This is a genomic window from Rossellomorea oryzaecorticis (assembly GCF_038405515.1).
GTDB classification, from domain to species: domain Bacteria; phylum Bacillota; class Bacilli; order Bacillales; family Bacillaceae_B; genus Rossellomorea; species Rossellomorea oryzaecorticis_A.
In genome coordinates this window covers 20,835-40,490 of sequence record NZ_JBBYAF010000006.1, presented here as the reverse complement: position 1 = coordinate 40,490, position 19,656 = coordinate 20,835, and the positions used below count along the sequence as shown (strand labels likewise).

The following is a 19,656-nucleotide window of genomic DNA, read 5'->3' as shown; positions in this document are numbered from 1 at the left end:
AATGAAATGGAAAGGAAGGGCAGAAATGCTTCTTCCTTTTCTCTATTTCATATCGCAATGGATGACTTTTACTCATCCGCGTTTTATACTTGTCACAGCAATGATTGGCTTTACATAGGAGGAATGAACGTGTCACAGATGATAGGCGTAGATATCGGAACAACCAGTACGAAAGCGGTACTTTTTAATGAAAAAGGAGAAGCCATCTGCCGTCATGGAGTGGAATATCCGTTACATACACCTGCACCGGGAACGGCAGAGCAGGACCCTGAAGAAATCTTCCGTGCGGTCATAAAAGCAATTAAGGAAGTGACGCTGCAAACGAAAGAAACGGTTTCATTTGTCTCTTTCAGTTCGGCGATGCACAGTCTGATCCTGATCGATGAAAATGACCAGCCGCTCACACAATCGATTACGTGGGCAGATAACCGCAGTGCCGACTGGGCTGTCAAAATCAAGAACGAATTCAATGGAATGGAGATATACCGCAGGACGGGAACACCGATTCATCCCATGTCCCCTCTTGTGAAATTGGCCTGGCTGAAAGCTGAACATAAGGAATTATTTGTACACGCAAAGAAATTCATTTCCATTAAAGAATTCATCTTTCACCGTTTGTTCGGCGAGTATGTGGTCGATTATTCGATTGCTTCAGCAACCGGTATGTTTAACCTGGAAAACCTGGCCTGGGATGAAGAAGCATTAAAAGTAGCAGGCGTTACCGGCGATCAATTGTCCAAGCCTGTTTCAACGACTGAAAGCTTAACCGGTTTAAAAGCAGAATACACAGACATGCTGGGATTGCCTGCAGATATTCCTTTTATCATCGGTGCGAGTGACGGAGTTCTTTCCAACCTTGGGGTGAACGCGATTGAACCCGGCGTCGTGGCTGTCACCATCGGAACAAGCGGAGCGATCCGCGCCGTAACCGACCGGCCTGTAACTGATCCAAAAGGACGGATCTTCTGTTATGCATTGACGGATAAACATTGGGTTATCGGAGGTCCGGTAAATAACGGCGGAATGATCTTCAGATGGGTACGCGACGAACTGGCTTCAGCAGAAGTGGAAGTGGCAAAACGATTAGGGAAAGATCCTTATGAAGTGCTGACTGACATTGCCGGAAAGGTAGAGCCTGGATCGGAGGGCTTGATTTTCCACCCTTATATGGCGGGTGAAAGAGCTCCCCTCTGGAATGCGAAAGCGCGCGGATCGTTCTTCGGACTTGGTATGCATCACAGGAAAGAGCATATGATCCGGGCGGTGCTTGAAGGGATCGTCATGAATTTATACAGCGTGCTGCTTGCTCTGGAAGAGCTGATTGGGTCGCCGACTCGTGTCCAGGCGACGGGAGGGTTTGCACGATCGGAACTTTGGCGCCAGATGCTGGCGGATATCTTCGATCAGGAGGTTGAAGTGCCTGAGAGTTTCGAAAGCTCATGTCTTGGAGCGGTTGTACTGGGGATGTACGGACAAGGGACTTTGGGTTCGCTTGAAGAAGTGAAGACGATGGTCGGCTCCGTTCACGCCCATCAGCCTGACGAGAAAGCGACAGAAGCTTATCGGAGATTGATGCCGATTTTCATTCGTTTGCCAAGGCTTCTGGAAAGCGAATATGAAGAAATCAGTGCATATCAGGAACAAAGCCGGCTTTAGGGCCGGTTTTTCTTTTTGAGCGAGGCTTTAATTAATCGAGTGGCACGGCAGGTGGCGAAGAGTAAGAGGCAAGGATGGAAGGAGGTATTTTGAAGTTAGAAGTTAGAAGGCAGAATTTTAATTAGAATAATTCTTGAAAGATCATATATTTATAAATAGGATCATAAATTGACATTTAGGAACATATTTCCCCGGAAAAGATCATAAATCGACAGACAGGATCATATTTTTCTAGACAAGATCATAAATTCACAAAATGGATCATTGAGCCGTACAATTTTGCTGTAGCGATGATGTTTTTACCATCCGCAAGTCGATGTACAAGCCCTTTTGAACATAAGGCTTTCCGTTTAGATAGTTTTCCCGGGCAAAAAGAGCTTATTTTGAAAAAGCAGTATGACGTGATCCATAATGAAGCAATGGTTCCAACACATAGCCAACTTTCGCCTTTTTCATGTATAATGAAATGGACAACCAACACGAAACTAGTGATTAATTTTATACACTGAAAGAGAGTGAAACAAAATGGGACGTAAGTGGAACAACATTAAAGAAAAGAAAGCGTCTAAAGACGCCAATACGAGTCGTATTTATGCAAAATTCGGACGTGAAATCTATGTGGCTGCAAAATCGGGCGAACCGGACCCTGAATTGAATCAAACCCTTAAGTTTGTTTTGGAACGTGCAAAAACATACAACGTTCCTAAACATATCATTGACCGTGCAATCGAAAAAGCAAAGGGCGGTTCTGAAGAGAATTATGATGAGCTGAGATACGAAGGTTTCGGACCGAATGGATCAATGGTTATCGTGGATGCACTGACAAATAACGTAAACCGCACAGCATCGGAAGTGCGTGCCGCTTTCGGTAAAAATGGCGGCAATATGGGTGTGAGCGGATCGGTCGCTTACATGTTCGATGCGACAGCGGTTATCGGTGTGGAAGGAAAGTCTGAAGAAGAGGTCCTCGAGATCCTGATGGAAGCAGATGTGGATGCACGCGACATCCTTGAAGAAGATGAAGCAGTCATCGTCTATGCCGAGCCGGATCAATTCCATGCCGTACAGGAAGCGTTCAAAGGTGCCGGTGTAGAAGAATTTACGGTTGCTGAACTGACGATGCTTGCACAAAATGACGTCGAGCTCCCTGAAGATGCAAAAGCACAATTCGAAAAAATGATCGATGCCATCGAAGACCTGGAAGATGTCCAGCAGGTTTATCATAATGTGGACTTAGGCTAGTAAGTTAGTTTTATACAAGAAGCGTATCCTAAAGTGGGTACGCTTTTTTAATGTCCTGCTGTCCAATTACACCCACTTCTGAATGATTTTACAGGGACAAGTCATACTAAATAATGGAGGTGGTACTGGTGGATAGAGAGAAGAAAACCCCTGAGCTTAACGTCAATACCGCGCTTAACCCGGGAATCACGATGCAGAATGTTAAAGATAATGAGCTGTATACATCAGTTGAGATGAATGAAAACTCTCATGGAGAGTCCGTGGGTGAGCTTCGGGCAGTGGAAGAAGGAAATGAATATTTTGCCGCAAAAGAAATCGGGCAGCAAATCGAAAATGGATAAGGAGGATCGACATGGACAACAAAGATTATGGAGTCGCTCAATTATCAGAAGAAACCCTTGGCAAGCTGCAGCATATTGAAAATGAGCTTCGTCAGGAAACGCATGAAGACATCATCCTGATTGCGTATAAAAAAGACGAAGCAGCACATTAACACGAGGAGGGTGACCGTTTTGGAAAAAGGAAAAAAAGAACTGCCGGATTTTAAACAGCTTGATGACCGCATCATTGCAGAACCGCCTCAAGGTCCTTTTTTTGAAATGAAAACGAACCTGGATACTCCAGAATCAAGCGACAATCCCTACATTTCATCTGAAACAAGCGATGATGAAGTGGAGAAGATCAAGCGTTTTTTTCATGAAGAATAGAAATAGGCCGATTCAACTGAATCGGCCTATTTAATGAGTGAATTAGAAGTAAAGTACATAAATCACAAGTACTAAAATAATCCGGTAAATGGCAAACGGAATCAATTTAACTTTGTTGATCAGCTTCAAGAAGAATTTGATGGATACGAGCGCAAAGATAAAGGCGCTGATAAACCCTGCCGACATAAATGGAAGTGCATCAATCGTGAAGTATTGCCAATTTTTTATCAGCGACAATACGCTCGCGCCAAGCATGATCGGGACGGCCATGATGAAGGTGAAATCAGCGGCTGCTCTATGGGTCATCCCCAGCAGCACTCCGCCTGAAATAGTTGAACCGGATCGGGAAAAACCGGGCCACAGTGCAAGACATTGAACAAGTCCTACGATAAAAGCCTGCTTATGGGTGATTCCATCAACCGATTCGATTACCGGTCCTTTCTTTTTTGAACCCGCCACATCTGCAACTATCATGAAGATAGATCCTAGGAATAAACCGATCAATACCGTATTGATCGAAAATAAATTCTCATCGATATAATCTTCAAACACTACTCCCAGTACGCCGGCCGGAAGTAACCCCACAATCACATGTGAGAGCTTCAATTTAGGCTCGGATGATTTGTTCGATGACCCCCTGGGTGCAAAATCCAGCATCCCGACGAACCGTTCTCTGAAAATCACCACAACAGCCAGTATCGAACCAAGCTGTATGACCACCTTAAACGTATTGGCTGCGTATTTGCCCAGGAATTCCCTGGATTTCAGCCATACATCGTCCACAATGATCATGTGACCTGTCGATGAAATGGGTGCAAATTCCGTCGCACCTTCTACAAAGCCTAAAACAATTGCTTTTAATAATGTGTATATATCCATCAGTGTCCCCTTTGAGGTAATATAATCTATATAGTTGGCGGAGGTGCTTTACCCTGCTAAAAGCCCGTCCCTCGTTGCTTTAATGCGGTGCTAGGATGATTTGATGCTGAAGATTTCAGCGATTTTTTCCCAGTTCATCAGTTGGGACGATGGGACATCAGGAAATGATGAGCCCAGGCTGTGACCAGTCATGATGGAGGATAAAAAAATCATTCCTAAAAAGGCTGTTAATCCGATCATGCAGGTGATAAAGCACATGAGCGTCTCTTTTTCATAACTGTTTTCTTTCAATTGAACTCTCTCCTATACTCGTTTATTTAGTTTTCTGGTGAATTTAAGCAATTCAAATAAACCTCAGATGTCACTGAAGTAAAAATTTATACATTTTGAGTATGAGAGTTAGATGGAGAGGTAGTTGGAGCAGTGCATGACCATATGAATGAATCCACCTGAATCAGGGGAGATGTCCATGCCAAAGAAGTTCACGTATGAAGGTGAAATGAGGTTGGCCTGTTTGAAGGAAGCAGGCTTTTGCGGCGGCAAAATGTCGGGAAGCTGAGGAAGGGCAGACACAGAAGTAAGAATCACATCCACTCCAGAGATATAGGAGTTATCAGAAATACTCTGTTCATCGTCTGTCATAAGTACATAGCGGTCTGTATCCTGGATAGGAAGAAAAAATACGATCGAGCTTACCAGAAACAATAAAACAAACTTCTTCACCGTCACAACCTCCTTTTCATACGAGACTAAATTTTATTATAACTTTATTTTATAAAGTGTCTAGAAAATCTTGGAGACAGATGAAAAAATAAAATAAAGAAAGAAGGAAACATGATGGTAAAGGAAAGAGTGGCAGTACTCGCAGGAGCAACCGGATTAGTCGGATCTCATTTAATACAGCTTTTATTAAAAAGCAGCCAATACAAAAAAGTCATTTCCTTCGTAAGAACAAGCAGTGGCATTCACCATGAAAAACTGGACGAACGGATCATTTCGTTTAATACATTGAAACTGCTTCCTCATGAAGTAGTGGATGACGTTTTCTGCTGCCTTGGGACAACGATAAAAAAAGCGGGAACGAAGGAAAAGTTTAAAATGGTTGATTTCAATTACCCGGTAGAGCTTGCCAAGGTATGCAAAGCGCATGGAGCGGCACAGTATCTAGTCATATCGGCTATAGGAGCCAGTGCGGACTCACGCATTTTTTACAGCAGGGTAAAAGGGGAATTGGAAGAAGAATTAAAAAAACTTCACTATGAACGTCTTCATGTCTTTCGTCCATCTTTGCTGGCAGGTAACCGGAAAGAGTTTCGGTTAGGTGAAAAAACAGGTGAGATTCTATCGCGGGTGATCCGTCCTGCCATGATCGGGAAATGGAGGAAGTACCGCAGTATTTCTGCAGATCAGGTAGCTTACGGGATGTACACATCAGCGCTTAGTTTCCCACCGGAAAACGTGAAAATCTACGAGTCGGATGAGATTCAAAGATTATAAGGAGGGGCAGGATGAAAAAAATACTGCGAGGGCATCATCTTCTGTGCACTCACGGATTTAAGGGAATGGGGTACAGCCCTGAGTTTGTCGATGTTATGACTGAGATTGTTGAAGGAATCCGTAATGACGAGACGGACTTTCCAATTCAAGTGGTACAAGGATTTGATGATGCGTGTCAGGCATGCCCGCACAGAGGGAAAACAGAATGTGTCAAAAGCGCGGATTCAAATGAACATGTTCTTTCGATGGATGAAAAAGTGATCAGCCATCTAGGGTTGAGCGCCGGTGCTATCTATCTGAAGTCGGAGCTGGTACAGAAAACAGCCGAAAAGGTGAGTCCTGATGACCTGGACTATCTGTGCGAAGGATGCTCGTGGCTTGAGTATGGGGTTTGTAAGGATGGGATTAAGGATTTGGGTGAAAAGATGAGTATGATCGAGGAGTGGAAGTAATCACTCAAAGAGTTCAAATACCTATGCCTCATTCGCTGATAGTTAAAAAAGTATTATCAAGCTCCATTTTTTTTTAAGGAATTGAACAGTAAGAATGTTGAATTTTTAATAAATCCTGTTTGTTTTTACTGAATGGGACCTAATTTTGGAGCTTGTATCAGAAGTGATAGAAAAAATATGATCCATCCTGTGAATTTATGATCCATTCTCGAAAAATATGATCCGTTTTACAGATTTATGATCCATTCCAAGAAAATACGATCCTAAATCGAAATATATGATCCTTTAAGAATTATTCTAAATAGCAGCCGGAAGCCTGAGCGTTTCCAATAATACACGCCCCATGCCAGATCACCTGAAAAAACCGGGTATCATCTACCCGGTTTCAAATCTGATAATACTCCCGTATCTTTTCTGCCAATCCGCTAAGGGAAGGGTCATTCTCTATATTGACAATCATTCCCTTGATGACGATTGGACGTGTTTCGTCTTTCAATATCTCTTCTTTTATTACTTCCAGGGAAACTTTTCCGTTTTCGTCTTGAACATTCGTCAGGTGTTCATCAATCATCCTCAGCAGCCTCTCTTCATTTAAAGAAGCCGATTCCATCGACTGCAGCAGCGGCTCCATTTTGTCAGGAGAAAGCACAGGCTCATCTCCGCTTTTCAAGAGTCCGCGAACCAGGTCATCCATGCGTTTAAGGATAAACTCCGACAAATAGTTAAAATCCATCTCAATTTTATCAAGCATGACGACTTCCAGGTAGGACTTGAGAATCCCTTGGATGAACAATGAGAGGTCCCAGAAATACGGTTCGATCTCTTTCCCGTAGATGGCGGTCAGTCGGCGTCTGTAAAACTCAAATGTGTGGACTTTCATTTCGTGAAGCAGGGAATGGATGTCTTCGTTGAACGGCATCGCATTTTCCCGTATCTGCATGATGATGAATTCTTTATGCTTCCAGACTTCCACAAGCTGAAACTCCAGCTGCTTGCGGAACTTTTCGTAAGGAGGCAATTCTTCTTTTTCAATGATATCCACTTTTTCTCTGATCATCTCAAAATAGTATTTCATGATCGCCAGCAGCAGGGCTTCCTTTGATTTGAAATATAAGTAAAAGGCTCCTTTGGAAATCTCGCACTCATTGACGATTTCCTGGACTGAGGTAGCGTTGAATCCTTTAGTGGCAAATAGTTTTATGGATGTTTCAATAATTAACTTTTCTTTTTCCTTCATGCTTTCCTCTCCTTGATAAACTCCTTATCACTATTATGACCGATTGGTCAGTGAAAATAAACCTCTATTTTCTTACAAGTATTGACTAATGACTGTACGGTCAGTTATATTAGGTTGTGTTATGACTAGTCAGTCAGATAGAGAAGGGATGAATAGAGAGTGAACAGTATAATCAATTTTGTGCTCAAGAATAAGTTTGCCGTTTGGCTGATGACACTTATCGTCGTTGTGGCAGGCTTATATTCAGGATTTAATATGAAGCTTGAAACGCTTCCGAATATCAATGTACCCGTTGTCAGCGTGACGACAGTTTATCCGGGGGCAACTCCTGAAGATGTCGCAGATAAAGTATCAGAACCGATTGAAAAACGTCTGCAGAACTTGGACGGTGTGAATGTTGTGAGTTCAACATCATATCAAAATGCTTCTGCCGTTCAAATTGAATATAAATTTTCCAAAGATATGGATGAAGCCAAAACAGAAGTAGAAGAGGCTTTGTCCGAGGTTTCATTTCCCGAGGGAGTAAATGAACCTGATGTGACGAGAATCAGTATGAATGCATTCCCTGTCATTGCCTTGAGTGTGGCGAATGATGAACAAACCCTAGCTCAATTGACTTCGACAGTGGAAGACACGATCATCCCTGGACTGGAAGGACTTGACGGTGTGGCTTCCGTTCAGGTGTCCGGTCAGGAGATACAGGAAGCGACGCTTGTATTCGATCAGGAAAAGCTGGCTCAGTACGGGCTTAGTGAAGAGACTGTGAAAAATATGATCAAAGGTTCTGACGTGACGGCTCCACTGGGTCTGTACACACTTGGCGACACTCAGAAATCCGTATTGATCGATGGAAACATTTCCACTATGGAAGATTTAAAAGAAATAAAGATTCCTGTGATTCCGTCAGGCGGAGAAGCAATGAATCCGGCTCAAGGCGGTCAAGGCGCACAGGCTCCACAGACTTCCCCTCCACAGAATATGCCGGCTGATGTGAAAATCCCGACGGTTGAGTTAGGTGAGATTGCAGAGATCGAGATGACGGGTAAAGCAGAATCGGTTTCAAGAACAAATGGAAAAGAATCCATCGGACTTCAAATCGTTAAAGCGGCTGATGCCAATACAGTCGATGTCGTAAACTCAGTAAAAGATGAAGTGAAAACGTTCGAAGATGATTTGGATAATATCGAAATCATTTCTACTTTCGACCAGGGTGAACCGATTGAAGAGTCAGTCAGCACGATGCTGAATAAAGCGTTGTTCGGTGCTGTGTTTGCGGTCATCATCATCCTTCTGTTCTTGCGTGATATTAAATCAACCATTATCTCGGTCATTTCGATTCCATTATCGCTTTTAATTGCGATTTTATTGCTGAATCAAATGGATATCACGCTGAATATCATGACGCTTGGTGCCATGACCGTGGCCATCGGACGCGTCATCGATGATTCGATCGTAGTAGTGGAGAATATTTATCGAAGAATGTCGCTGAAGGGTGAATTGTTGAGAGGTAAAGAATTAATCCGTGAAGCGACGAAGGAAATGTTCCGTCCAATCTTGTCTTCAACAATCGTTACAATTGCAGTATTCCTTCCGTTAGGATTGGTCCAGGGCATGGTCGGAGAATTGTTCCTTCCATTTGCCTTGACGATTGTTTTCGCACTATTGGCTTCACTCCTTGTGGCAGTGACGATTGTGCCGATGCTTGCCCACTCAATGTTTAAAAAAGGTGGCGGCAAAAAGCATGAGGAAAAGCCAAGCAGATTGGCGCATTGGTATAAAAGCATACTGAACTGGACGTTGAACCATAAAATCATTACCTCACTCCTTGCAGTCGCGATGCTGGTAGGGAGCTTGTTCCTCGTTCCACTTATCGGTGTAAGTTTCATCCCATCCGATGAAGAGAAAATGATGATGGCAACGTATAAGCCGGAGCCTGGTCAAACGAAGGAAGAAGTCATCCAGATCGCTGGTGACGCTGAAGAATATTTAGAAGGACGCAATGGAACGGAAACCATCCAGTATTCAGTCGGCGGAGAAAATCCAATGAATCCCGGCAGCACCAGTGATGCGATTTTCTTTATTGAATACAACGATGATACGGAAAATTTTGCTGAAGAAAAAGAACAGGTCATAAAAGACCTGCAAGAACAAACAGGAATAGGCGAGTGGACACAGCAGGATTTCTCTGCAAGTGCAGGCAGCAACGAAATCGTTGTGTATGTATACGGTGAAACGCTCGAAGAAATAGAACCTGTCGTAAATGATGTACAGGATAAGATGAAAGACATCAAAGATGTGAAAAAAGTGGATTCAAGTATCTCTGAATCGTATGATGAATATTCACTAGTTGCCGATCAGGAAAAATTGAGCCAGTACGGATTGACTGCTGGCCAAATCGCGATGGAACTTGGCCAGACACGCCAGCGCCCTGTCCTGACGACGATCGAGAAGGACGGGGAAGACGTAAATGTCTACCTTGATGTGGAAAAAGAGGAATACGAAAGCATCGAAGACTTAACCGGCAAAACGATTCGATCCCCGCTCGGCAAGGAAGTGAAGATCGAGGATGTTGTGAAGGTTGAGGAAGGGAAAACATCGGATACCGTTTCAAGACGTGACGGCAAGGTGTTTGCTCAAGTAAGTGGTGAATTAAGCTCCAGTGATGTATCCAAGGCATCTGCTGCCATCCAAAAGGATATCGAAGAACTCGACCTGCCATCAGGCATCGAAGTAAATATGGGCGGTGTAACGGAGGATATCCAGGAATCGTTCACGCAGCTTGGTCTTGCGATGCTCGCAGCGATCGCGATCGTTTATTTGATACTCGTGATTACATTCGGCGGCGGTCTTGCACCGTTTGCAATCCTTTTCTCGCTTCCGTTTACGATTACGGGTGCACTTGTTGCTTTACTGATCGCTGGAGAAACCATCAGTATTTCTTCTATGATCGGAGCGCTGATGCTGATCGGTATCGTTGTAACGAACGCGATCGTCTTGATCGACCGCGTGATTCATAAGGAAAATGAAGGTCTATCCACACGTGAGGCGCTACTGGAAGCAGGTGTGACAAGATTACGTCCAATTCTAATGACAGCAATCGCGACAATCGGAGCACTGTTCCCGCTTGCCCTTGGTCTTGAAGGCGGCGGCTTGATCTCGAAAGGATTGGGTGTGACGGTTATCGGCGGACTGACAAGTTCTACGTTATTGACACTTGTAGTGGTGCCGATCGTATACGAAGTCATGATGAAGATCAAAGCGAAGTTGTCACGCCGGAAAGTAAAAGAAGAGATTTAAAATAGAGGCAGCCCTTATTTCGGGGCTGCTTTTTATATGGAGGGAACGGCGGGGTGCGGTGGGAGCTGTGCCAGGCACGATATGGCGGATTGGTACCTGGCACAAATCTGGTGTTTTGTACCAGGTACCAAATGGAGGAATTGTACCAGGCACAAACCTGGTCTATTGTACCAGGTACAATTCGTTCTCGGTGTTACCAGGTACACAAAACTTACCCGATATAAATCGAGCCAGGCTAAAAGTGACCGTTCTGAGCCAGGCTCAAATCACCGCAATCGAGCCAGGCTCAAATCACCGCAATCGAAATCGAGCCAGGCTCAAAATGCCTATTCTGAGCCTGGCTCAAATCCCTGCATCTGAGCCTGGCACCATCTAAAAGGCACCAATCTAAACCAAACAACCAACGCATATGAGGTATCTACTAGATCCATCACCTTCCAAAAAAACATAATCCATGGACAACCATCATAGAATTAAACATCTCATTTGAAGGTGGTCCGGGATCTATGAGTTTGTTTTTAAGAGGCACATTGGTGCTTGTGATAACAGCTTTTTTTGGTGAGCTGGTCGAGTTTATGATCAATATGATTTTGGCCCGTGAACTTGGGGAAGCGGGTCTTGGTACATATATGTCGATTTTGCCGACGGTTTTTTTAGTGGTGATCCTTTCGAGTATGGAACTGCCGATCAGTTTATCGAAGTTCATTGCGGAAAAAGATGAAAAGCACCATAGGGCGATGCTTCAGTATGTGTTCAGATTTGCCCTGCTGACGACGATTATCCTCCTTGTGGCGATGGTGCTTGTATATATGTGGACACCGTTATTCGAAGGGATTCACCCCGGGATCCGCTGGTTGATTCTTGCCGTGATTCCTGTAGTTGCCTTTACCTCGATTACAAGAGGGTATTTTATGGGGGTTCAGCAAATGCGGAAGATAGCTGCCGCTAATTTTTTGCGCAAGGGAATTCAGCTGGTACTGCTGGTTTCGATTTATCAATTCCTGTCTTTCACAAGTGATACGTCCATCTTTATTGCCTTATGTACGCTCGTCGCAAGTGAGGCTGTTGTTTTTATTTATTTGATACAGGCTTATATTCTTAATCGTAAGGGTAAAAGGAAGGAAGGCACGGATCATGTTTCTTTATCGAAGAGTGAAATGAGGAAATCAATTTTATCCGTCTCCCTTCCGACCACCGTTCTGAGGATCTTTCATGCTTTCACCCATGCCGTCCAGCCTTTTCTGATAAAGCTGGCCCTGGTTCACGCAGGGATGGGAGCGGTCGAAGCGAATGAACACTTCGGGATGATGGCCGGAATAGCGCTTACCATCGGTTTCTTTCCGTCCTTTATCGCATTTTCGTTATTGATTGTCCTTATACCTACGATTTCTGAGAAGGCTTCTGCAAACGATGTGGAGGGAATACTGCAGCACTTGAAACAGGTGATGTGGATAACACTAGGATATGGTGTGCCGGCAGTTGTGATTTATTATCTGCTTGGGGATTACATCACTACGACGTTTTTTCACTCTGTTACTTCAGCCTATTATCTCAAGTTATTATGGCCGTATTTTTTCTTTCATTTTCTAGTACTGCCGCTGCAGGCTTTTTTGATTGGGCTCGGGCTTGTGAAGGATGCACTGATTCATACGGTGTGGGCAAGTATTTTCTCGTTCAGCCTGATTTACATACTTGGATCAAATCCTGAGTTTGGGATGAACGGTGTGATCATTGGGTTGAATGCGGGTGCCGTGTTAAGTGCGCTGCTCCACTATATTACGGTGTGCAGGGAATTGGAAACGACTATTTGGTTAAAATCGCTCGTGAAAATGTAAACTAAAACAGATTGAGGTCCCTTATCTTTTGCAACCATCGTCCTTTCCGATTATCATGTTCCATAAGCATAATGCAATTATATAAGCAGAGTATATTACTTTTACATCAAAGGAGAACGCGATGATTGATTCAATATTATTTAATTTAATGCTGGTAGGCGTGCTGGGTATTGCTTCACAATGGGTGGCCTGGAGGTTTAAGATGCCAGCTATCGTCGTCATGTCCCTCGCAGGCCTGTTGGTGGGCCCGATATTAGGGGTGATCGATCCAAAAGACGATTTCGGTGAAATGTTTAAACCAATTGTTTCACTGGCAGTTGCCATTATTTTATTCGAGGGGAGCTTGAACCTGGATTTCCGCGAAGTGAGAGGACTTGGTAAGCCAGTCTTCAGGATTGTCACCATAGGTGCTTTCCTTGCCTGGATTCTCGGTTCGCTTGGTGCTCACTTCGTTGCCGGTCTGTCCTGGGCGGTTGCTTTTGTCATCGGAGGGCTGTTCATTGTAACAGGTCCTACCGTTATTTTGCCGCTACTTAGACAGGCAAAGCTTAAACCTCGACCGGCCGCCATACTGAAGTGGGAAGGTATTGTAGTTGACCCGTTTGGGGCGCTTCTTGCTTTATTCGCTTTTGAAATCATAAATTTCCTAATGAGTGAAGATGTGAATGCGATGTCGCTTCTGTTGTTTTTCGCAGCATCCATTTTTGCTGGTGTATTAGGATGGCTGTTTGGCCGATTTACCGGTTTTATTTTTGAAAAGGGACACGTTCCTGAATTTTTAAAATCACCTGTCGTATTTGTACTGGTACTCGCCAGCTTTGCCATATCAGATCAGATCATGCATGAGACCGGTCTGCTTGCCGTTACCGTGATGGGGATGACCCTGGCGAATATGCATATTTCCTCAATTGATGATATGCGTCACTTTAAAGAAAATATTTCAGTCCTTTTGATTTCGGCTATCTTCGTGATGTTGACAGCATCGTTATCACTAGAAGTGTTATTCAAGATATTCAACTGGAATATTATCGCTTTTGTTTTGCTAATGTTATTCATTGTCAGACCATTATCGATCTGGCTGTCGACAATCGGGACAGATCTTTCGAATAAGGAAAAACTTCTCGTCGGGTGGATCGCCCCTCGGGGAATTGTTGCGTTGACGGTATCGAGTTACTTTGCATCAGTGCTTCTGGAAAAAGGATTCGAAGACGCTTCGATTCTCACATCGCTGACCTTTGCGCTTGTGTTCTCTACGGTAGTAGCACATGGTTTCTCGATCAAATGGCTGGCGAAGAAGCTGGATCTTGCAATCGATGAGCGTCCGGGTGTCGTCATTGTCGGCGGCAGCAGCTTCAGCACAGAGTTGGCGAAAACACTTCAGGAATTGAAAATAACAGTACTGATTGCTGATTCATCCTGGCAGCGGCTGATTCAGGCGCGGAAGGCTGGGGTTCCTTTTTACAAAGGAGAAATTCTTTCGGAGCAGACAGAGTACTATCTGGATTTGACGCCTTATGAATACATGATTGCTGCAACCGAACTGGATTCATATAATGCTCTTGTCTGTACAACGTTCGTTCCTGAAATCGGAAGGAATAACCTCTTCCAGTTAAGCCTGCGCAGCCAGGGTGAAGTGGACCTGGAAGATATGGTCCATACGATAGGCGGACGGATTCTCTTCCAGGAAAATGTGACTTGGGAAGAATTGAATAAAAGGGTTGAAAGAGGAGATGTGTTCAGGAAGACAAACATCACCGAAAAATACAGCTTCGAGTCCTATATCAAAGAACGTGATGAACATACCCTGTTATTATTCGCCCTCAAGCCTTCAGGCAGAATCGAATTCTTCACGGAAGGTGCTTCTCCTAAAATAGAACAAGGAGATGTCGTGGTAAGTCTTAGCCAGCGCTGCAAGGAATTGAAAAAAATAAATAAAAAGCTTGCGGTGCAGCGTGAAAAGAGTGAGGAAGGGAAAGAAAAATAAGAGGATAGGAATACATCCACAGAAAAAGCGTCGACTTTTCAGGTCGGCGCTTTTATTCGTTATAAAACAGCATTTGTCGGTCAGTTGAAAAATAGGAACCAGGACTTCCATCATTTTTTATTGAAGTACTGCTTGCCAAGAAGCTGCTTCACCTGATTATAGGTCAAGCCGGACTCACTGTTCAGCTTCTTCACCTCATCAATGTCGGTTCCAGAAGCCGCCTGATTCTTACCACGGCTTTGATCATTTCTCATATAAAAACACCCCCTCCAACTTAATGTCAGTCAGAAGCGGTGATTCTATACCTCTCGTAAGGCTCGCCCTGTTATCGCTTTAACGCACTGAGGGACGGGCCTTCCGGTAAAAGAGGGCGGCGAGCAGGATGATGAGGGCAAGGATGTAAGCTGTGTAAGCGAATGTCTGGTGTTCTCCTGCATTTTTTATGCCGATTCCGATAAAAGCCCAAACAAAGACAAGCGGGTACAGCCAATCTTTTTGGGCGATTCTTACCCCGATGGCAAGAACAGCCGCGAACAGCAAACCGGCGAGTGACCAGTAAAACCCTGCACTTCCTTCACCGATCAAGCCGATGTCTGTGAAGTAATAGAGGACATTGACGATCATCGCGATGGAGATCCATCCCATGTAAATTGAAAATGGTGCGATATCCAGAAGAGTGGGCCCTGTATGTTTAACTGCCCTATAAAGAGCGACGAGGGTCAGAAACAAACCGATCATGACAAAGACCGAAACCAGAAAGAAATTGTAATGCCAGACAAGAATCCAGCCGGAATTCAGCAGACAGCTCAGTATAAACAGCCCGCTTGTATTTAGATAAAGGGGGAGATTTCGGCGGCTTTTCGGAAACTGCCGAATAATCCACATTGCCAGCAGCAGATAAATCAAACTCCAAATCGAGAAGACATAACCGGCCGGTGTCAATAGAATGTCCAATCTATTGCTGATCTCCGAAGTCGATTGATCATTAAGTGGCAATGTGACAGCAAGTGTGTTCATAAGAATCACCAGTGCAAAAGCTGAAATGTTTAGTAATAATCTCTTCAAAGGGAATCCTCCTGACTTGAATATTTGGGGTTAGAGAATAAAAGGAATTTTTATAATGGCCTTCAAGTCCTTTTTTTAAAGCTCTGTTAAAGCTAGTTGTTGTATAAAACTTTTCTAGCAGTTGATTGGAGTGCAAGACGAAGACTCCTGCGGGAAAAGTAGCTAATGTGAGACTTGTCCAGCTCTGGGGCTTAGAGGCACATGTCATAAGTCAAACCGTCCAAGAAGGCAAAGAACGCCTTCGTGGCCGCTTCGCCTTATGCCACCCGCCTCTGAACAAAGCCCCTCCGCTTTTCTTCCCGCAGGGAGGAACGACTGAGGAGGCTCACGGGCTACCCGCGGAAAGCGAAGTCTTGCACGGAAATCAACTGCGGTATTAGAAGATCATTTTAAATACTATTCCACCAAATACAGGAAGGTAATCTTTTCTTAGAGAGTCGAAATATCTGTAAAATTGTAGAAGGATTCAACAGGTAAATCGAGAATTATACTAAGATAGGTATATAGATAAACATTAGGGGGCAATTATGAACACTACATATTCAGATGTATGGGATTTAGATGTATTTTTCCAAGGCGGAAGTGAGTCCAAGGAATTCCGGGAACACCTTGAAACACTGAAAGAAAAGAAAACACACTTTGAAGAGAATGCATTCGCATTTCACCCGCCGCAATCAGGCAGAGATGCGGATCTGGTATGGGATTTGATTGAACAGGCCAAAGAAGTAATGCTGTATCTGCGGCAAGCGGGAGCATTTGTCAGCTGTCTGGAAGCGCAGAATATGCACGACCGGAAAGCGGATGAGCTGAGAGGGGAAATTACGAGCATCAGTGCGGACTTCTCGTCCGTATTTACCAGATTTCAACAGCAGCTCTCTGACAGCTCGGAAGAAGTATGGGATGAACTGCTTCAGCACGAACAGTTAAATGAAATCAGCTTTGTACTGAATGAGTGGAGACAAAAGGCGAAAGACAAATTATCAAGCACGGAAGAGGCATTGATCGGTGCGCTTGCAGTTGATGGTTACCACGGCTGGGGCCAGATGTATGATACGATCGTCGGCTCCATGGAGATTTCACATGACGGCAAAAAGCTGTCAGTAGGACAGGCGAACAATCTGTTGTCAAGCCCGGATAAGAAAACCCGAAAAGAAATCTTCGATAAATTAGAAAATGCTTGGAAGCAGAACGAAGAACTATTTGCAAAAACGCTTAATCATTTAGCCGGCTTCCGTTTGAGTGTCTATAAAAAGCGCGGCTGGGATGACATCATGAAAGAACCCCTCGAGTACAACCGCATGAAGCAGGAAACACTCGATGCGATGTGGGGGGCCATTTCGCAAAACAAAGATCCTTTTGTGAAGTACCTTAATCGGAAAGCCGAGCTGCTGGGAAAAGAGAAGCTCGATTGGTTCGACCAGGATGCACCTGTTGCCGAGTCGACGAGCACAATGACTTACGATGAAGGAGCCCGTTTCATTTTAAAGCAATTTTCACGCTTCGGAGAGGAAATGGCCGGCTTTGCCGAAAAAGCATTCGAAGACAATTGGATTGAAGCTGAAGACCGTGCCGGCAAACGTCCTGGAGGGTTCTGTACGTCATTCCCGATGAGTGACCAATCACGGATATTCATGACGTATTCAGGCAGCATGTCAAATGTATCAACGCTTGCACATGAATTAGGACACGCGTTCCACTCCTACGCATTGCGTCCGATGCACACGCTCAACCGCAATTATGCAATGAACGTGGCGGAAACGGCATCCACTTTCGCTGAAATGATCGTTGCAGATGCAGCGGTTAAGGAAGCACAAACGAAGGAAGAAAAAATCGCCCTTGTCGAAGACAAACTGCAGCGAAGCGTGGCGTTCTTCATGAATATCCATGCCCGTTTCCTATTTGAGACCCGTTTTTATGAAGAGCGTAAAAAAGGAATCGTTTCCGCTGATAAGCTGAACGAATTAATGGTCGAAGCGCAGAAAGAAGCATTCTCCGACTCGCTCGGAGAAGGCCATCCGCGTTTCTGGGCATCCAAGCTGCATTTTTATATCACGGGTGTACCATTCTATAACTTCCCGTACACCTTCGGCTATCTTTTCTCTTTAAGTATTTACGCCAAGGCCCTCGAGTCTGGTGAGAATTATGAAGAAAAGTACATGGCCCTGCTTCGCGACACAGCCATCATGAACGTCGAAGATCTCGCCATGAAGCACCTCGGGGAAGACATCACCCAGGAAGCATTCTGGGAAAAAGGCATCAAGCTCTGCATCGCGGATGTAGATGAATTCCTTGAACTGACAAACTAAGTCGAAGGCCCGTCCCTCACTGCATTAATGCAGTAGGGACGGGCTTTTTTGTGTAGACTTACTCCCGCTAAGCCTCAGGTCTTAGTTAAAAATAAAGCCAGAGCTCGTTATGGGAAATCCGGAAAATAGATAGGATAGAGACATGAAGAAGAAAGGAGGCAACACCATATGAAAAAATTTGGACTGCTCTTAGCGGGAGGGATCGCAGCGATCGTGCTGCTTGCCAATTTAGGACCAATCGTGGGGCTCGCGATCTCCCTGGTAATCATGTATTACAGCGTCAAGGCGTTCCTAAAAACAGACTCGACATTCAAAAAGGTCATCTGGGCCCTGATCGGCCTGGCGGCATTCAACGCCACCGTATCAAACTTTCCAGCCATCATCGGTCTAGTCGCACTGTACGTCCTCTACGTAATCTATAAAAACTGGAAAAAAGAAGACATCATCATCGAACAAAAATCAAACGACCCATTCACCAACTTCGAAAGAGAATGGTCACAGTTGAAGAACTAGGTTTCAGAGTGAATTTTTATCTTTAGACAAAAAGTGTTGAATGTCTTAAGGATTTTAAGGTCTATCCAGCGTTGATTGGAGTGCAAGACGAAGACTCCTGCGGGAAAAGTAGCTAATGTGAGACCCCGCAGGCTTGCCGAGGAGGCTCACGAGCTACCCGCGGAAAGCGAAGTCTTGCACGGAAATCAAAAGCGGTATTCAAAGTTATTCACAACAATCAAAAGGAGAGAAAATAAAATGACAAACTTATTCCAAAGAATCAAAAACACAGTCATGTCCGACCTGCACGAAGCATTAGATAAAAAAGAGAAGAAAAACCCAATCGCAGTCCTGAACCATTACCTGAGACAATGCGAGCAAGAAGTAGAAAAAGTAAGAAAGCTGGTAGAAAGACAATACCTTCTAAAAGAAGAATTTACAAAAGAATACCAGCAGGCAGCAAAACTTGCCGAAAAAAGAAAATCCCAGGCAGAAGTGGCTTCAAAGGCAAACGAAACAGAGCTTTATGAATTTGCCCTTCAGGAACAGAAATACTACGAAGAGCGCTCAGAACGCATCGCGGACCTCAAGGGGAAAGCGGTGAAAGAGCTTGATGAACTGGAAAGAAAGTACGAAGAAATGAAGCACAAGCTGAAGGATATGTACATCAAGAGAATGGAGCTCATGGGAAGAGAAAACATTGCACGGGCACATAATAAGATGAACAGCGTCCTGGAATCTTCAACAGGCTACAACAACGAATCATTCTCCAAGTTTGATGAAATCGAAACATACTTAGATCAGCTGGAGCACGGCGTCAATTCATCTTACTACCGCAACACAATCGACGCGAAAATCGCAACATTAGAAAAAGAAATGAAAAAAGAACAAACAGAAGCCATTCCTTCCTAAAACATGGTATTCTATTAACAGTAAAAAGGGGGAGCCTGATCAAGGGCTCACCCTCTTTCATACTGCCAGGGGAACGATGAATACATAACTCACGA

Annotated in this window: 19 protein-coding genes; 13 read left to right on the top strand and 6 right to left on the bottom strand. The window is 44.3% G+C overall.

All coding sequences use genetic code 11. From position 1 onward, the window contains the following. Nucleotides 1-138 precede the first annotated feature (138 nt). The 5 genes from gntK (at nucleotide 139) to AAEO50_RS04610 (ending at nucleotide 3,605) form a co-directional block, all read left to right on the top strand. Nucleotides 139-1,656, top strand: a complete 1,518-nt coding sequence (gene gntK / locus AAEO50_RS04630; protein ID WP_341981129.1) for a gluconokinase — start codon at nucleotides 139-141, stop codon at nucleotides 1,654-1,656. Between the two features lie 525 nt (nucleotides 1,657-2,181). Beyond that, entirely contained in the window at nucleotides 2,182-2,898 is a 717-nt protein-coding gene (locus AAEO50_RS04625; RefSeq protein WP_341980966.1) for a YebC/PmpR family DNA-binding transcriptional regulator, read from the top strand. 128 nt (nucleotides 2,899-3,026) lie between these two features. After that, the gene (locus tag AAEO50_RS04620) at nucleotides 3,027-3,239 is read left to right on the top strand and encodes a hypothetical protein (RefSeq protein ID WP_341981141.1); all 213 of its coding nucleotides are present in this window, start codon (nucleotides 3,027-3,029) and stop codon (nucleotides 3,237-3,239) included. An 11-nt stretch (nucleotides 3,240-3,250) separates the two neighbouring features. Continuing rightward, on the top strand, nucleotides 3,251-3,391 hold the full coding sequence (locus AAEO50_RS04615; protein ID WP_341980963.1) for a hypothetical protein: 141 nt from the start codon (nucleotides 3,251-3,253) through the stop codon (nucleotides 3,389-3,391). Between the two features lie 19 nt (nucleotides 3,392-3,410). After that, nucleotides 3,411-3,605, top strand: coding sequence for a hypothetical protein (locus AAEO50_RS04610; protein WP_425383152.1), 195 nt, complete (start codon nucleotides 3,411-3,413; stop codon nucleotides 3,603-3,605). Between the two features lie 42 nt (nucleotides 3,606-3,647). Here AAEO50_RS04610 and AAEO50_RS04605 read toward each other — a convergent pair whose 3' ends face one another. The 3 genes from AAEO50_RS04605 to AAEO50_RS04595 form a co-directional block, all read right to left on the bottom strand. After that, complete coding sequence (locus AAEO50_RS04605) at nucleotides 3,648-4,484, bottom strand: undecaprenyl-diphosphate phosphatase (protein ID WP_341980959.1); 837 nt, start codon at nucleotides 4,482-4,484, stop codon at nucleotides 3,648-3,650. Between the two features lie 90 nt (nucleotides 4,485-4,574). Continuing rightward, nucleotides 4,575-4,775 (bottom strand): hypothetical protein, encoded by a 201-nt coding sequence (locus tag AAEO50_RS04600; RefSeq protein ID WP_341980957.1) that lies wholly within the window; start codon nucleotides 4,773-4,775, stop codon nucleotides 4,575-4,577. 108 nt (nucleotides 4,776-4,883) lie between these two features. Continuing rightward, nucleotides 4,884-5,207: a hypothetical protein gene (locus tag AAEO50_RS04595; protein WP_341980954.1), complete on the bottom strand. Its 324-nt coding sequence runs from the start codon at nucleotides 5,205-5,207 to the stop codon at nucleotides 4,884-4,886. Nucleotides 5,208-5,321: 114 nt separating this feature from the next. Between AAEO50_RS04595 and AAEO50_RS04590 the strand changes: the two genes are divergently transcribed. Both AAEO50_RS04590 and AAEO50_RS04585 read left to right on the top strand, forming a co-directional pair. Continuing rightward, nucleotides 5,322-5,981 (top strand): NAD(P)H-binding protein, encoded by a 660-nt coding sequence (locus tag AAEO50_RS04590; RefSeq protein WP_341980952.1) that lies wholly within the window; start codon nucleotides 5,322-5,324, stop codon nucleotides 5,979-5,981. Nucleotides 5,982-5,992: 11 nt separating this feature from the next. Next, the gene (locus AAEO50_RS04585) at nucleotides 5,993-6,433 is read left to right on the top strand and encodes a DUF1284 domain-containing protein (RefSeq protein WP_341980950.1); all 441 of its coding nucleotides are present in this window, start codon (nucleotides 5,993-5,995) and stop codon (nucleotides 6,431-6,433) included. Nucleotides 6,434-6,818: 385 nt separating this feature from the next. Here the strand turns inward: AAEO50_RS04585 and AAEO50_RS04580 are convergent, their stop codons facing one another. After that, nucleotides 6,819-7,670, bottom strand: a complete 852-nt coding sequence (locus AAEO50_RS04580; RefSeq protein WP_341980948.1) for a TetR/AcrR family transcriptional regulator — start codon at nucleotides 7,668-7,670, stop codon at nucleotides 6,819-6,821. Between the two features lie 159 nt (nucleotides 7,671-7,829). Between AAEO50_RS04580 and AAEO50_RS04575 the strand changes: the two genes are divergently transcribed. From AAEO50_RS04575 to AAEO50_RS04565, 3 genes are all read left to right on the top strand, one after another. After that, the gene (locus tag AAEO50_RS04575) at nucleotides 7,830-10,967 is read left to right on the top strand and encodes an efflux RND transporter permease subunit (RefSeq protein WP_341980946.1); all 3,138 of its coding nucleotides are present in this window, start codon (nucleotides 7,830-7,832) and stop codon (nucleotides 10,965-10,967) included. Nucleotides 10,968-11,473: 506 nt separating this feature from the next. After that, nucleotides 11,474-12,802, top strand: a complete 1,329-nt coding sequence (locus AAEO50_RS04570; protein ID WP_341980944.1) for an oligosaccharide flippase family protein — start codon at nucleotides 11,474-11,476, stop codon at nucleotides 12,800-12,802. Nucleotides 12,803-12,923: 121 nt separating this feature from the next. After that, nucleotides 12,924-14,786, top strand: coding sequence for a sodium:proton antiporter (locus AAEO50_RS04565; protein WP_341980942.1), 1,863 nt, complete (start codon nucleotides 12,924-12,926; stop codon nucleotides 14,784-14,786). A 110-nt stretch (nucleotides 14,787-14,896) separates the two neighbouring features. On the opposite strand, the gene AAEO50_RS04560 is transcribed toward AAEO50_RS04565, so the two are convergent. Further along, a complete protein-coding gene (locus AAEO50_RS04560) occupies nucleotides 14,897-15,040 on the bottom strand; it encodes a hypothetical protein (protein WP_341980941.1) in 144 nt (47 codons plus the stop codon). Between the two features lie 79 nt (nucleotides 15,041-15,119). Next, nucleotides 15,120-15,851 (bottom strand): TspO/MBR family protein, encoded by a 732-nt coding sequence (locus tag AAEO50_RS04555; protein ID WP_341980939.1) that lies wholly within the window; start codon nucleotides 15,849-15,851, stop codon nucleotides 15,120-15,122. A 524-nt stretch (nucleotides 15,852-16,375) separates the two neighbouring features. Between AAEO50_RS04555 and AAEO50_RS04550 the strand changes: the two genes are divergently transcribed. The 3 genes from AAEO50_RS04550 (at nucleotide 16,376) to AAEO50_RS04540 (ending at nucleotide 19,561) form a co-directional block, all read left to right on the top strand. After that, nucleotides 16,376-18,157, top strand: coding sequence for a M3 family oligoendopeptidase (locus AAEO50_RS04550; protein ID WP_425383156.1), 1,782 nt, complete (start codon nucleotides 16,376-16,378; stop codon nucleotides 18,155-18,157). 168 nt (nucleotides 18,158-18,325) lie between these two features. Then, a complete protein-coding gene (locus tag AAEO50_RS04545; RefSeq protein ID WP_341980934.1) occupies nucleotides 18,326-18,670 on the top strand; it encodes a flagellar basal body rod protein in 345 nt (114 codons plus the stop codon). Between the two features lie 237 nt (nucleotides 18,671-18,907). After that, on the top strand, nucleotides 18,908-19,561 hold the full coding sequence (locus tag AAEO50_RS04540) for a PspA/IM30 family protein (protein ID WP_341980932.1): 654 nt from the start codon (nucleotides 18,908-18,910) through the stop codon (nucleotides 19,559-19,561). Nucleotides 19,562-19,656: the final 95 nt, after the last annotated feature.